At 69.8% G+C, this 14626-nt stretch carries 13 protein-coding genes; 8 read left to right on the top strand and 5 right to left on the bottom strand.

Translation table 11 applies throughout. From position 1 onward, the window contains the following. Nucleotides 1–103: 103 nt before the first annotated feature. From NE236_RS05625 to NE236_RS05610, 4 genes are all read right to left on the bottom strand, one after another. Nucleotides 104–859, bottom strand: a complete 756-nt coding sequence (locus NE236_RS05625) for a GntR family transcriptional regulator (protein WP_252840726.1) — start codon at nt 857–859, stop codon at nt 104–106. A gap of 409 nt (nt 860–1268) precedes the next feature. Continuing rightward, complete coding sequence (locus NE236_RS05620) at nt 1269–2903, bottom strand: alpha/beta hydrolase (protein ID WP_252840725.1); 1635 nt, start codon at nt 2901–2903, stop codon at nt 1269–1271. 57 nt (nt 2904–2960) lie between these two features. Continuing rightward, nucleotides 2961–3953 (bottom strand): ABC-2 membrane transporter-related protein, encoded by a 993-nt coding sequence (locus NE236_RS05615; RefSeq protein ID WP_252840724.1) that lies wholly within the window; start codon nt 3951–3953, stop codon nt 2961–2963. After that, nucleotides 3950–4828, bottom strand: coding sequence for an ABC transporter ATP-binding protein (locus tag NE236_RS05610; RefSeq protein WP_252840723.1), 879 nt, complete (start codon nt 4826–4828; stop codon nt 3950–3952). Before NE236_RS05610 ends, NE236_RS05615 begins: the two co-directional genes overlap by 4 nt. 141 nt (nt 4829–4969) lie before the next feature. Here NE236_RS05610 and NE236_RS05605 point away from each other — a divergent pair, with 141 nt between their 5' ends. The 4 genes from NE236_RS05605 to NE236_RS05590 all read left to right on the top strand — a co-directional run bounded on the left by NE236_RS05605 (nt 4970) and on the right by NE236_RS05590 (nt 9322). Next, a complete protein-coding gene (locus tag NE236_RS05605; protein ID WP_252840722.1) occupies nt 4970–6130 on the top strand; it encodes a sensor histidine kinase in 1161 nt (386 codons plus the stop codon). Beyond that, complete coding sequence (locus tag NE236_RS05600) at nt 6127–6780, top strand: response regulator (protein ID WP_252840721.1); 654 nt, start codon at nt 6127–6129, stop codon at nt 6778–6780. The genes NE236_RS05605 and NE236_RS05600 overlap by 4 nt, the downstream gene beginning before the upstream one ends. Before the next feature lie 60 nt (nt 6781–6840). Continuing rightward, nucleotides 6841–7791 (top strand): ribose-phosphate diphosphokinase, encoded by a 951-nt coding sequence (locus NE236_RS05595; RefSeq protein WP_252840720.1) that lies wholly within the window; start codon nt 6841–6843, stop codon nt 7789–7791. 97 nt (nt 7792–7888) lie between these two features. Next, nucleotides 7889–9322: a serine hydrolase gene (locus NE236_RS05590; RefSeq protein ID WP_252840719.1), complete on the top strand. Its 1434-nt coding sequence runs from the start codon at nt 7889–7891 to the stop codon at nt 9320–9322. A 114-nt stretch (nt 9323–9436) separates the two neighbouring features. Here the strand turns inward: NE236_RS05590 and NE236_RS05585 are convergent, their stop codons facing one another. Further along, on the bottom strand, nt 9437–10300 hold the full coding sequence (locus NE236_RS05585; RefSeq protein WP_252840718.1) for an NmrA family NAD(P)-binding protein: 864 nt from the start codon (nt 10298–10300) through the stop codon (nt 9437–9439). Nucleotides 10301–10390: 90 nt separating this feature from the next. Here NE236_RS05585 and NE236_RS05580 point away from each other — a divergent pair, with 90 nt between their 5' ends. From NE236_RS05580 to NE236_RS05565, 4 genes are all read left to right on the top strand, one after another. Next, nucleotides 10391–11134 (top strand): TetR/AcrR family transcriptional regulator, encoded by a 744-nt coding sequence (locus tag NE236_RS05580; protein WP_252840717.1) that lies wholly within the window; start codon nt 10391–10393, stop codon nt 11132–11134. A 188-nt stretch (nt 11135–11322) separates the two neighbouring features. After that, entirely contained in the window at nt 11323–11916 is a 594-nt protein-coding gene (locus NE236_RS05575; RefSeq protein ID WP_252840716.1) for an HD domain-containing protein, read from the top strand. 128 nt (nt 11917–12044) lie between these two features. Continuing rightward, nucleotides 12045–13844 carry an asparagine synthase (glutamine-hydrolyzing) gene (gene asnB / locus NE236_RS05570; RefSeq protein WP_252840715.1) on the top strand — a complete coding sequence of 600 codons (1800 nt, stop codon included), beginning with the start codon at nt 12045–12047 and terminating at the stop codon, nt 13842–13844. Nucleotides 13845–13897: 53 nt separating this feature from the next. Continuing rightward, entirely contained in the window at nt 13898–14608 is a 711-nt protein-coding gene (locus NE236_RS05565; RefSeq protein ID WP_252840714.1) for a hypothetical protein, read from the top strand. The last annotated feature ends 18 nt before the right edge of the window (nt 14609–14626 follow it).

Raw genomic sequence — 14626 nt, 5'->3', positions numbered from 1 at the left:
CGGGTGAACCGGGATTTCAGGGACGTTTCACGGCTGGTGGATCAGCTTCACCGAGCGTTTCGTACGTCGACTCCGTGGCATTGGGCTACGGCGTGGTCTCCGGTCACTCGCCCTCGACCGGAATGAGGTACAGCAGCTCATAGCGGTCGACCGGCACGACGATGTCCGCCGTCTCCACGGGCCGCTCCTCCGTCCAGTACGTCCGCTGGATCACCATCACGATGGTGCCCGCGCTGGCGTTCAGCGCCGTCGTCTCGTCCTGCGTGACGGGGCGGGCCGTCACCACCTCGGCCGCGGTCACGATGCGCTGCCCGATCACCGCCATCCGGTCCCGTACGCCACGGCCGGCATGCGGACCGCGCTCGGGCAGCATGACCGGCGTATCTCGGGTCAGCTCCAGCGGCTCATAGGACGTGCTGATCATGACCGGCTCGCCGTCCGACGTGAACACGTAGTCGCTGCGCATCACCGGAGCGCCGGGCTCGACCCGCAAGCGTTCGGCGATGCCCGCCGGAGCGGTCGTCGTCGTCGACCTGCACGTCCAGTCGGCCTCGTGACCTTGGGCCCGCATGTCGGCGCGGAACGGCGATCCGCCGCGTTGCTCGCGATACCAGGAACGGGTGAGGCGGCGCAGCTGCGGCCGAGGCCGGACGGTCGGCCGCGCACCGGTCCGCGTTTCGATGAGGCCTTCGGCCATGAGCACGTCGATGGCCCGGCGGACGACGTTCTCGCTCACGTGAAACTGCTCGGCGAGTTGGGCTCTGGAGGGAAGCCTCGCGCCGGCGGCCAGTTCGCCCTCGACGATCTGACGGCGCAAAGCGTCAGCGACTTGGAGGTAGAGCAGGTTTTCTCCCGGCATTCGCCGGCCTCCGCAGCTAAAGCTCCCTGTCGATCAAGGTCCATCGTAAAGGACCGCTTGACAACCTGGATTCCAGGTTTCCGGACGAGGCCCAGCGCTTCCTCGCCGAACTCGGCCTGGGCACGTGGACGCAGGCCGCCGAAAGCAGCGAGCGGAACGCTCGGTGAACGCGCTTACCGACTGCGAGCGAACCGGCCCTAAAAGCGTCATATCGCAACTCGTCGATCAGCTTCACCGAGCTTTACGTACGCCGACGCGCGGCGTGTTCAGGGCAGGCAGGCGAGGACGTCCTCGGTGGAGCAGACCGTGCCGATGCGAGGACGGATGCGCCCACTTGCCCATGCCGCGCATGGGCAAGTGGGCGCATCGGCCGTCCCTGGAAGCCCCGCTCGGGCGGGCCGACCTCGGATCAGGAGAACGGGGCGGTGTCCTGCTTGCAGACGGTGCCGGTCGGCGGGAGGGCACCGGTCAGCAGGTAGCGGGTCTCGTGCTCCATGGCGCACGCGCTGGGGTTCGAGAACACGGTGTGGCCGTAGCCCTCGACCGTCAGGAGGCGGGCACGGGCCAGGGTCCGGGAGACCGTGACCGCCTGCCGGTAGGAGGTGGCCGGGTCCTCGGTGTTGTTGAGGAGAAGGATGGGGTTGGCCGTACGCCGGTTCCACGGTCCGGTGTAGCGGGTCTTGCCCAGTGGCCATCCCGCGCACGGTTCCGTGACCCACGCCGGTTCGAGGCCCGAGGGGCCGGACCTGGCAGAGGCCAGCCGCGCGGCGGCCTCGTAGGCGCGCGGGTCACGCGGATTGGGGCTGTCGGAGCAGACCGTGGCGAGGTACTGCTCCCGGCCGGTGTAGGCCTCCGACGAGGGGGCGGCGGACTCACCGGAGCCGGGCTGCCGCTCGACCGCGGTGGACGAGGTGGTCCGCCCGGAGGACTTCTCCCACATCTGCTGGAGCAGTTCGGCTGCTTCCGGCCACATGGAGACACTGCCCAGGGGAATGCTGAGGATCCCGCAGGCGTAGCCGCAGGTCTGCGTGTCCGGCGGTGTACCCATGGTCACGGGATGCCGTCGCAGGCGCCCCAGCAGCGTGGCGTACTTGGCACGCGTCGCCGTCGCCGTGCCCGCGGAGAAGGCGCATTTGGCCTGGGACGCCTTGCCGCACAGGTCGAGGAAGTCCTTCAGGACCGCGGCGGACGCCTGGTCGTTACCCTCGCGAACGAAGCTCGGCAACTCGCTCTTCCCGTCGGTCCAGGCGACCGGGTCGACGTTCCCGTCCAGGGCCATCCGCCCGACCGTGGCGGGGAACAGGTTGGCGTACGTGGTGCCGAGAAGAGTGCCGTACGACAGGCCCACATAATTGAGCGTGGGGTCGCCGAGGGCTTGGCGCAGCAGGTCCATGTCGCGGGCCACGTCGGCCGTGCTGACGTGTTCGAGCAGGTCGCGATCGCGCGTGGTGCATCGCGCGGTGAAGCGCGACCACGTACGGACCCAGGCCGATGTCTCCCGGGCGCCGACGGGGAAGCCGATCGGCGCGCCGGACAGGAACGCGCTCTCCGCCTCGGCGGTCGGGAAGCAGCGCACCGCCGTGCTCTGGCCGAAGCCCCGGGGGTCGAAGGCGACGATGTCGTACCGGGCCCGCCAGGCCGACGGCACGTGCCGGTAAGCGGCGGTGAAACCCGCGAGCTGCGCGCCGGGGCCGCCGCCGTTGACGAACAGCGAGCCGATGCGGTGCGCGCCATCGGTCGCGCGGTGCCGCATCACGGCGACGCTGATGGTCCTGCCGCGCGGATTCCGGTGGTCCAGGGGTATCCGCGCGGTCGCGCACTGGAAGTCCCCGTCGCAGGCCTGCCACGTCAGCATGGGAGCCGATTCCGACGCGGCGGTCGTCGCCGCCGCACCATCGTCCGACCGCGCGATCGCCACGGGTAGGGAGACGGCGGCGAGCAGTCCCGCCGCCCACACGGCGGTGGCGGGCCGGAGAAGTCTGGCAGGGGCCGTGCCGGGTCTGAAGAGACGTCGCCTCTCGGTCGACGTGCGGTCGGTCCGCATTCAGGGAGTCCTTTCTGGATGGCGGAGGCGAAGTGCGCCGCCGAGGCGAGGCCGTGGTCAGGACAGGCGGCGGAGCCACCAGGTGCAGAACCCGCCGAGCAGGAGCGCGAGGGCGAGGTAGATCGCCGTCTCCTCCCACTGGAAGGTCCAGAAACGGCCGGCGGGGTGGTAGCTGATCAACTGCCGGTAGCCGAGGGCGGTGAGCCGGTCGAAGCAGGCGTGAGACCCCTGCCGTGTCTGCAGCGGGCACTTCTCCACCCAGGAGGGCGGGGAGACCACCTGACCGGCGGCGTTGACGGTGTGCTGGGAGACGATCCAGGCGCCGGGCTTGTCGATCGTCACCGTGAGGTTCCCGGTGATGTCGATGAGGGTGAGGTTCGCCGAACTGATCCTGGTGGTGACGTGTTCCGGAGGCAGCAGGTGCGACCGGACTCCCAGGGCCATCGTGGCCTGCGTGACCGTGAACAGGACGAGGAGGACGGCCATCGCGGGAATGGTCCGCCGGACGATGACGCCGATGGTGACGCCTAGGACGAAGGCGAACGCGGCGTAGCCGATGGCGACGACCCCGCGCGTGTCGAAGATCAGGAAATGCATGCGCGGGAGCAGGAAGACCCCGGGGCCGGGGCCGCCGCTGTTCTCGGCGATGGCCGCGTCGATCGGGTCGCTCCACCACGTCACCGCGAGGCTGAGCAGCCCGGTGGCGGCCATCGCGGCCAGGCCGACGACCCCGAGCCTGGTGACCAGCCAGCGGGTGCGAGTGGTCAGGGTCCAGGCCAGCCGGTGCGTTCCGGCGTCCAGCTCCCGGGTGACGAGCGGGGCGCCCCAGAACGTACCGACGAGGGCGGGTGTGAAGAGCACGGCGAAGGTGCCGATGAGGTACAAACTGCTCTCGGTGCCGCCCAGCTCGTCGAGGAATGCTCTCCCGTGGGCGTGGTACAGGTGGACGAGCCGCGGGCCGGTGGCCGCGAGGAGGGCGGCGAGGACGGCCGTGGCGCCGAACACCACCGCCGCCTGCGTACGGAACTGCCGCCAGGCGAGCCAGATCATCGGTGCCCCTCCAGGGCCGGGGTGGACCGGCTCATGTAGGCCAGGACAAGGTCTTCGAGGCCGACCGGGGCGACCGCCCAGCCGTGGCCGTCGATCGGAGCGTCGGCGCGGACGAGCAGGGTGGTCTGCCGGTCGGTGCGGTCGGCCGAGACGGCGTGCACACCCGGGGGAAGAGCGGCGGGGTCGAGGTGCGGCGCGCGGACCAGGTGGTGTGCGGCCAACAGCCCGCGGACGTCCCCGGCGACCCGCACGCGGGAGCCGACGAGCACGATGACGTGGTCGCAGACCCGTTCCACGTCGGACACCAGGTGGGAGGAGTGCACGACGCTGATCTCCCGGCCGGCGGTCGCGTCGCTCAGTTCTTGGAGGAACTCGCGCCGGGCGAGCGGGTCCAGGGCGGCGACCGGCTCATCCAGGATCAACAGCCGCGGTCGTTTGGCGACCGCGAGGGTGAGGGCGAGCTGGGCACGCTGGCCCCCGGACAGGTTCCCGGCCCGCTGGTCAGGGGGCAGGCCGAGCCGCCGCACCCGCTCCCGTGCCAGCCGCATGTCCCAGCTCGGGATCAGCCGGGCGCCGAGCGTGAGGTGCTCGGCGACGGTCAGCCGGGCGTAGGTCGGCGTGTCCTGGGCCACGAAGCCGACCTTGGCCAGCTGCGCCCGGTCCGCACCGGGGCGTCCGCCGCACACCTCGATCGTGCCGGACGTCGGCGTCAGCAGGCCGGCGGCCAGGCTCAGCAGGGTGGTCTTCCCGGCACCGTTCGGGCCGACCAGGCCGACGACCCGCCCCTCCGGGACCTCGAGCGTGCAGTCCGAGAGCGCCCAGCGCCCCCGGTATCTCTTGCCCAGCCCCTGTGCCCGCAGGACCGCGCCGCTCATACGTTCTTCTCCGTGAAAGGCATGCGGTTCACTGTGCGGGTCCCGGTCCGGCGCGTGCACCGGCCGGAAGTACGGTTCCGGCCGAACCGGTCGTACTTTCGGCTGATCCGCCGACGGTGGCGAATCCGTAGCCTGAGCGGCATGAACCTGCTGGATCGCCTGGTGGATTGGCCCCGGGCGGCCGTGAACGCCGGGCTCGGCGTCGTGTGCACGGCGGCGCTGGTCTTCGAGGTCCGCGCCATCGTGGACCATCACCGCGACTGGGCGCTCACCCTCGCCGTCGGGGCGGTCGTGTCCGCGGCCGCCCTCCTGCGGGAGCGTTCCCGTACGTGGGCTGCGGCGACCGGTCTCGCCGTCGCCGGGGCGGCCGAAGCCGTCGCCTGGCGCTGGGGCCTGTCCGGTCAGCCGGCCGGTGCGGCGATCCTCGCCCTGCTCGTGCTCCTCGCCTCCGCGGTCAGGGTGCTGCCGGTCCGTACGGCGGCGGCCATCGCGGCCGGTGGGCTGGTCGTGGTGGCCGGAAGCCTGGAACGGTATTCCCACTACCTCGCCACCGGCGCCCCGGTCTCCTACTCGGCGACCTGGATCACGGGGCAGGGATGGGTCGCCGCGGTGGGGGCCGGGCTGGTGCTGCGCCGCCTCGACGCCCGCCGCCGGGCCGCCACCGAGGCCGTACGGCGGGGTGAGCGCATGGAACTGGCCAGGGAGCTGCACGATTCGGCGGCCCACCACATCACCGGCGTGGTGCTCCAGGCTCAAGCGGCCCGCATCGCCGCCCGCCGGAACGCCGGGACGCTCGACGACGCCCTGGCGGGGATCGAGACCGCCGCCGCCGAGGCGCTCGCGTCCATGCGCCAGGTCATCGGCCTGCTCCGCGACGCCGACGACGCGGGCGGGCTCGCCCCCGGCCCTGAGGGGTTGACCGAGCTGGTCGACCGTTTCGCCCGGCGTGGCCCCGCCGTGCGGCTTCACCTGCCCGACGGGCCACCGGACCCGGCGTGGCCGCCGCAGGTGACCGCGACGGTCTACCGGGTCGTCCAGGAGGCGCTCACCAACATCATGCGGTACGCCTCCGGCGCCCGGGAGGTCACCGTGGCCGTCGTCCACGGCCGGCACGACATCACCGTCGAGATCACCGACGACGCACCGCCGGCGGGTTCGCCGCGCTTCCCCCACTCCGGCGGGTACGGCCTCGTCGGGATGCGCGAACGCGTCGAGGCCCTCGGCGGGAGCCTCACCGCCGGTCCCCGCCCGTGGGCCGGCTGGTCGGTGCGCGCCACCCTGCCCGCCCCGAGACCCTCATGACCATCCGGGTGCTGATCGCCGACGACCAGGCGATGGTCCGCGGCGGGCTGCGGCTCATCCTGGAGGATCAGCCGGACGTCACCGTCGTCGCCGAGGCCGCCGACGGCGCCGAGGCCGTCGCCCTCGCACGACGGCTGCGGCCCGACGTCTGCCTCGTCGACATCCGGATGCCCGGCCTCGACGGGATCGAGGTCACCCGTGTCCTGGCCGGTCCCGGCGTACCGGATCCGCTCCGCGTCGTCATCGTGACCACCTTCGACCTCGACGAGTACGTCTACGGGGCCTTGCGCGCCGGCGCCGTCGGCTTCGTCCTCAAGGACGCCGGCCCCACGCTGCTCGTCGAGGCCGTACGGGCCGCCGACACCGGGGAGGCGCTGATCTCCCCGTCGATCACCGTACGGCTCCTCAAGCGCCTCGCATCCGCGAGGACCCCGGCCGCGCCTTCGGCGGTGCCGCTGTCCGAGCGAGAGATCGAGGTCGTCCAGGCCATCGCCCGTGGCCGTAAGAACCAGGAGATCGCGGCGGAGCTGTTCATCTCGGTCAGCACCGTCAAGAGCCACCTGACCAGCGTCCAGATGAAGCTCGGCGTCCGTAACCGGGTTGAGGTCGCCGCCTGGGCCTGGGAGAACGGTCTCGTACATCCCTCCTGATGGTGACGAACGCCGTTCTTCCGGGGATGATCGTGGCGTGCTGCGCGGGAGGCGATGCTGGTGACCGGTTCGGACCTCGAAGAGCTGCTGGTGTTCGGCGGATCGGGCAGTCCGCGGCTGACCGCCGCGATCTGCGAGCACCTGGGTGTCCCGGCGGGCCGCGGGGAGGTGATCCGCTTCTCCGACGGCAACCTGTTCGTGAAGGTCGACCAGAACGTCCGGGGCCGGCACGTGCACCTCGTGCAGTCGACGGTGTTCCCCGCCAACGACAACTTCATGGAGCTGCTGTTCTGGATCGACGCGTTCAAGCGCGCCAGCGCCGCGTCGGTGACGGTGCTGATGCCGTACTTCAGCTACGCCAAGGCGGACAAGAAGGACGAGCCACGGGTGTCGATCCGGGCTCGCGTCTGCGCGCAGTCGATCGAGGCGGCCGGCGCGGACCGGGTCGTGACGATGGACCTGCACGCCCCGCAGATCCAGGGGTTCTTCACGCGGCCCGTCGACGACCTGTACGCCCTGCCTGTCCTCGCCGAGGCCATCGGCGACGCGGATGATCTCGTCGTCGTCTCCCCCGACGCCGGTTTCGCCAAGCAGGCCCGTAAGTACGCCAAACGGCTCGGCGCGCCGATGGCCATCGCCGACAAGGAGCGCGTCGACCACACCGAGACCGCGCGAGTCGTCGACCTGATCGGGGACGTACGCGGCCGCGACGCCGTGATCGTCGACGACTTCACCATCACCGCCGGCACGCTGACCGAGGTCGCCGAGTGCCTCATGGAGCGCGGCGCCCGAAGCGTGCGGGCGGCCGTGACGCACGGGGTGTTCACCGGTAAGTCGATGGAGCGGCTCGACTCCAGCCCGATCTCCCGGCTCTACGTCACCGACACCGTCGAGAACCAGCCCATACGGCTGTCGCCGAAAGTGGAGAAGGTCTCCGTCGCACCGCTGTTCGCCGAGGCGATCGCCCGCATCCACCGCCGCGAGAGCATCAGCGTCCTGTTCACGTCCTGACCCGGACAGGTTCGGACACGAACCGCCGGCGACCCAGCCTTTTCAGCCTCTCTTGAAAGAGGCTGCCGCCTTGCGACGGTAAGGCTATTTTGTCAGGATGATCTTGAACCGTAATCGCAAGCGTGGCCTTGGTTGGATCGCGATGGGCGGTGCCGCCATGTTGCTGGCCACCGTCGCACAGCCGGCGCAGGCGGCCGAGCCGGAGACCAGCGGTGTCGCGCGGCAACTCCAGAAGACCCTCGCCGCGTTGAAGTTCGGCGAGGTCCTGGACACGGAGCCTCCCACGTCGACACAGGCCGCCAAGTCCGCCTCCGTCGACGTCGACCCGGAGAGGAAGCTCGCGGGACGGGATCGCGCACCCAAGCTGACGGCGGCGGCCCTCGCGGCCGCCACGCAGATCCACCAGCAGCCGAACGTCGACGTGACCGTCCTCGAGCTCGACGGCAAGGGCCGGCCCGTCTCCTCCGGCACCGTCGTGACGAGCCCGACGTACAAGGACGGCGTCATCGTCCCGGTGGACAGGAACTTCCACACCACCGCGGTGCGATACCGGCACTGGGACACCAACCTCTGGAACACGGGCAACGGACAGGGTGACACCGACGTCGTCCCGGGCCGCGAGAACGCGCCCATCGACTTCATGTCGCCCTACCCGGCGTCGACCCTCAAGCTGATGGTCGGTTTCGGCATCCTTCAGCTCGTGGACAACGGCACCATCAAGCTGGACGACACGTACGCCTACCAGCCGACGCAGGCATCCGATCTGTGCGGCACCGCCACCACCGACACCGTCCGTAACTACTTCGACCGCATGATCACCGTCTCCGACAACGGCTCGGCGTGCTCGCTGATCAAGCTGTTGAACGACAAGGGCGCGATCGACGGTCTCAACCAGACCTTCCAGGACATCGGCCTGGAGGCACTGCAGCTGAAGGGCACCAACCCCGCCAACGGCGGAACCTGGACCTCCGGCATCAACATGTCGTCGCTGGACACCGCCAAGCTGCTGGCGCTCGTCAACGGCGTCTCGGGCACGGCGTGGACCGCTCCGAACGGCAAGCCGGTCACCAGCGACGTCCTGAGCGCGTCCTCCCGCGAGTTCTTCATGAAGGAACTCGGCGACCAGGGCTGGAACAACGTCCTCTCGACGACGAACTACTGCGGCTACACCTACCCGACGGCCGGGATGCCCCAGCGCATCTCGCAGCGGTGGATCGGCGCCGACGGGACCGTGACGGTCAACGAGGACCCGACCGACGGGAAGTACCTCTACCCGGTGCAGCCCTGCCAGGACGCCGCGCAGGTCACGTTCGCCCACAAGACAGGCATATCGGAGAACGCGGTGAGCGACGCGGGCATCGTCACCTCGCTTCCCGGCAAGCCGAACCGGCGCTACATCATCGCCGCGTTCAGCAACCTCGGCTACCGGTACATCGACGCGAACCGCCAGGACATCCAGCCGTCGGTCAACCGGACCGAGAAGTTCGCGATACTCGGCCGCACGATGGACACCTACGAGTCCCAGCGCTGACCGAGAAGTGACGCACCGAAGGGGCCGGGGAATCCCGGCCCCTTCGGTGTGCATGTCGGCCACGGCAGACAGAGCGGCTCCCTGGAGGCGTCGACGTCCGGCGCCGTCCGAAGTTCAGTCGCTGGACAGTTGCTCGCGCAGCACGGTGCCCAGGGCGATGGGTTCGCGGCCGATCAGGGTGGCCAGTGTCGGGTCGACGGCGGCGAATTCGCCGGCGCGACTGGCAGCGAAAATGCCCAGCAGCTGGTTCGCCGACTCGGCGGGGGCGCCGCCGCCGACCAGCTGCTCCCGGAACCGGTCGTCGAGTGCGGTGGTCCTGGTGATGATGCGGCCCGTGACATCGGAGGCGATGCGGGCGATGTCGTCGAAGGTGAGCGCCTCTGCTCCGGTGAGCGGCGGTGTGGGGCCGTCGAAGCGGCCTTCGTCGGCCAGGATGGCGGCGGCCGCGTCGGCGAGGTCGGCGTGCGCGGTCCAGCTGACCGGCCCGTCTGCGGGGAGCGCGACCTGGCCGGACTCCAGGGCGTGGCCGAGGAGATGCACCGCACTGGCGGCATAGAAACCGTTGCGCAGCGAGGTGAACGGCACGCCGGAGGCGCGCAGTGCCTCCTCGGTGGCGGCGTGGTCGCGGCACGCCTGGAAGTGCGACGAGGCGGCGGCGCCGATTTGGCTGGTGTAGAGGATGCGGCGGGCACCCGCTGCGACGGCCGCATCGATCGCGGCACGGTGCTGCTGGACGCACTCTTCGCCCATCTTGTCGACAGAGACGATGAGCACTTGGGAGACGCCCTCGAAGGCGCGGGCGAGGCCGGCGGCGTCGGTGAAGTCGCCTTGCCGCACCCGTACCCCTTGGTCGGCGAACGCCTTCGCCTTCTGCGGGTCGCGGACGCTGACGCCGACCCGGTGCGCCGGCACGCGCGTGAGCAGCCTCTCGACGATCTGACGCCCGAGCTGTCCGGTGGCTCCGGTCACGATGATCACGATGTGCTCCAACGATCTGGTTCCAATGGAAACAGAATCATCGTAACATCGATAATAACGATGGAACCAGATGCCTTGTATCCTTGATACATGCCACGACGTTCACGCGACCGCGACGGCGCTACCCCCGCCGAATCCGACACCGCGGCCGGCCGCGAGCAGACCCGCCGGCGGGTCATCGAAGCCGCCATCGACCTGCTGGAGCGCGAAGGTCGCGACGCGGTGACAACGCGCGCGGTCGCTGTCGCTGCAGGTCTGCAGCCACCGGCCATCTACCGGCTGTTCGGCGACAAGGACGGGCTGCTCGACGCGGTGGCCGAGCACGGCTTCGCCGCATTCATCGCCGCCAAGCACGTCGACCCCGACCCGCAGGACCCGATCGAGGACCTGCGGGCCGGCTGGGACCTGGCGGTCGAGTTCGGCCTGACCAATCCCGCGCTGTACACGCTGATGTACAGCGAGCCCACGAGGGCCACGTCGGCCGCTTTCAAGGCCGGCATGGAGATCCTGATGGGCCGTGTCCGGCGCCTCGCCGCCGGCGGCTGGCTCCGTGTCGACGAGGAGTTCGCGGCCGTGATCATCCATGCCACGGGGCGCGGCGCGGTGCTCACCTGGCTGTCCCTGCCGGAGGACCGGCGCGACCCGGCCCTGTTGACCACGCTTCGAGAGACCATGATCGCCGCGGTGACCGATCGACAGCCGGCCGTGCAGGAGGCGGGCCCGGCCGGCGCCGCCCGGGCCTTGCGCGCCGCACTACCCGAACAGACGACCCTCAGCGACGCGGAGCGGCATCTGCTGAGGGAGTGGCTGGACCGCCTCGCCGCCGATGGATGAGACACCCCCACTTGATCCCGTCTTGACCTCCGCCGGAGTCACCGCCGGGATCGACCTGACCCTCGCCATGGGGCGGTCCTTTCAGGGCCGAGTGGTTGACGGCGAGATCTGCCCTGCGCTTACCGCTTGATCTGGGAAATGTCGTCTACCGTGAGATACCCGGACGGCCGAGAGCGAAGGAGGCAGGCATGCCGGACGAACTGGCGCGCTTGACGGAGTTCGTCTACGAGATCGGGCTGCTCAAGCGCTACAAACGGACCGGCTGGCTCGTCGCGGGCGTCGCCGCCCCCGAGAGCATCGCGGACCACTCCTTCCGCGCCGCGGTGCTGGCCGGCGTCCTGGCCGCCATGGAGGGCGCCGACCCCGAACGCTCCGCGCTCCTCAGCCTCTTCCACGACAGCCAGGAGACCCGGCTGACCGACATCCCGTACCTGGCCAAGCGGTACGTCACCCGGGCGCCCAACGAGAAGGTCACCGCGGACCAGGTTCAGGGCCTGCCCGGCCCGGTGGCCGACCTGATCTCCGGCTCGGTCGCGGAGTACGAGCAGAAGACGAGTTTGGAGGCCCGCTGCGCGCGGGACGCCGACAAGCTCGACTGCCTGCTCCAGGCCATCGAGTACCGTGACCAGGGGCATCACACCATCCAGCCGTGGATCGACAGTTCACTGGCCGCGCTGCAGACGCCGTCGGCGAAGAAACTCGCCAACGAGGCGCTCGGCACCGGGTCGCTCGACTGGCTCCCTGAGGCCGTGAACGGCACGAACGGACCCGCCGCCGACTGATTCCACCGAGCACGATTGGGGCCGTACGTCCAGGCCTGCATACGGTGAGGTTTGTTACTTTCCTGTTGCTGACAAGAAGAGTTAACGTCTGTTAGGTGCATTCTGCATCCATTCGAGGAGGTGCTCGCATGTGCGGCATAGCCGGCTGGGTGGACTACGACCGTGACCTCACCGTCGAGCGCGCCACCGCACTCGCGATGACACGCACGATGGCGCTCCGAGGCCCCGACGACGAAGGGCTTTGGATCGATCCACACGTCGCGCTCGGGCACCGGCGCCTCGCCGTGATCGACATCGAGGGCGGCGCCCAGCCCATGAGCGACGGGCCCGCGACGATCGTCTACAGCGGCGAGGCGTACAACTTCCGCGAGCTCCGCCGTGAACTGGAGTCCCACGGGCACCGGTTCCGCACCCGCAGCGACACCGAGGTCGTCCTCCAGGCCTACCTCCGCTGGGGCGCGGACCTCGTCGAGCACCTGAACGGGATGTACGCCTTCGCGGTCTGGGACCGGCGGACCGAGGAACTGCTCCTGGTGCGGGACCGGATGGGCATCAAGCCGCTGTACTACGCGCCGACCAGCCACGGAGTGCTGTTCGGCTCCGAGCCCAAGGCCATCCTGGCCAATCCCCTCTTCACGCCCCGCCTCCGGGACGATGGGCTGTTCGAACTGCTGACGAACGCCAAGACCCCCGGTCACGCCATCTTCGAGGGCATGTACGAGGTCGAGCCCGGGCACGTCGTCCGCGTCTCGCGCGACGGCGTCACTGACCGGCGCTACTGGGCGCTGACGGCGCGGGAGCACACCGACGACGTTCCCACGACCGTCCGCCGCGTCCGCGAACTCCTCGAGGACATCGTCGAACGCCAACTCATCTCCGACGTGCCGCTGTGCGCGCTGCTGTCGGGCGGACTGGACTCCAGCGCGCTCACCGCGCTGGCCGACCGGGCGCTGGGAACCGGCACCGTACGCTCCTTCGCGGTCGACTTCACCGATGAGAGCGGGGGCTTCGTGCCCGACGCGATGCGCGACACGGCCGACGCGCCGTACGTCCACGAGGTCGCCAAGCACGTCGGGTCACACCACACCGACGTCGTCCTCAGCAGCGACGACCTCGCCTCTCCGAAGGTCACCGAGACGGTCATGCGCGCCCGCGACCTGCCCGGCATCGGCGACATGGACACCTCGCTGTACCTGCTGTTCGCCGAGATCCGGCAGCACTCCACCGTGGCGCTGTCCGGCGAGTCCGCCGACGAGGTCTTCGGGGGGTACCGCTGGTTCCACGACCCGGACGCGGTCGCCTCCGACACCTTCCCCTGGATGCGGGGCATGAGCATGGGGCAGGAGCTCCTCGACCGCGAGCTCGACCGGCGCGCCGACACCTACCTCGCCACGCGGTACCGCGAGGCCATCGACGAGGTGCCCCGACTGCCCGGCGAGAGTGGGCTCGAGCGCCGGATGCGGGAGATCTGCCATCTGCATCTCACCCGGATGGTCCGCTTCCTCCTTGACCGCAAGGACCGGATGAGCATGGCGGTCGGCCTGGAGGTGCGCGTACCGTTCTGCGACCACCGGCTGGTCGAGTACGTCTTCAACACGCCGTGGGCGTACAAGACCTACGACGGCCGGGAGAAGAGCCTCCTGCGCGGCGCGGTCGCCGACGTCCTCCCCGAGTCGGTGCTGCGGCGACGCAAGAGCCCCTATCCGGCGACGCAGAACCCGAGCTACGAGCAGGTCGTCCGCGACCGCCTGTCCGCCGTACTCTCCGACCCGGACGCACCCGTACGGCCCTACCTCGATGAGGAAGCGGCGCGGACGACGCTGCGGCGTCCGCTCGGCCGGGCCAGCCTGCAGCAGGACCGCATCGCCATGGAACGGATCGTCGCCCTGAACGACTGGCTGACGGCCTACCACCCTCAGCACGTCTGACCAATACGTCAAAATTTCATTGCCCTACGTCACCTGAACACTACTCTGAGTTCATGGGATCGCGTGTGCATTACGTGGTGAAGAAGGGCGGTTTGTGGGCACAGTGGTACTCCCAGTTCGGTGGATACGCCATGGAACTGGATCTACTTCCGGGCCCACAGGCGGCGACCAGGTTCGCCCTCGGCCAGCAGCCCGTCGAGTGGTGGCTATCCGAGCTCGAATGCGAAGGAGCCGCCCTTATCGACCATGACGAGCAGCGTCTGCTCTGGCAGTCAGACTGTGACGACGATGCCGCCTACCAGACAGCCGTGCTCGCGGTCATGGCGCATACCTGGCCGGGCTGGCGGATCGACTGGGCGCACGGCGGGCTCGGCGATATCCTGGACGCACTGGGAGAGCAACGGCGATTCTGGGAGTCGCGGAGATCATCGCTTCAAGGCGACACCGGCACGCAGGACGGCCGGCTCGGGCGATCGACCGCCACGTCCACGTCCGACTCGCTACGCGGGCTCCGTGACCTCGTCGAGAGGTTCGACGCCCACCAGGAGATGGACGAGGCCACACAGGCCATATCCCTGCTGCTCCGCGTGACCGGGGCGCTGACGGCACTGGGCGAACAATCGGGACTGCGGGTGGAAACCCCCGTGGACAATTCATTCGCACATCGGCCGATGGACCTCACCAAAGAGGAGCGGGCGACAGCGCACGCCGCGTTCGACGCGGTACGGCGCCGGCACGAGTCCAGGGGTGCGCACCCGGAGTGACTCGGTCGACGAGCTGTT

It is taken from the genome of Actinoallomurus purpureus (genome assembly GCF_024055795.1).
In the GTDB taxonomy this organism is placed as follows: domain Bacteria; phylum Actinomycetota; class Actinomycetes; order Streptosporangiales; family Streptosporangiaceae; genus Actinoallomurus; species Actinoallomurus purpureus.
Note: the sequence above shows the minus strand (reverse complement) of the source record. Positions and strands in the feature narration are given on the sequence as shown.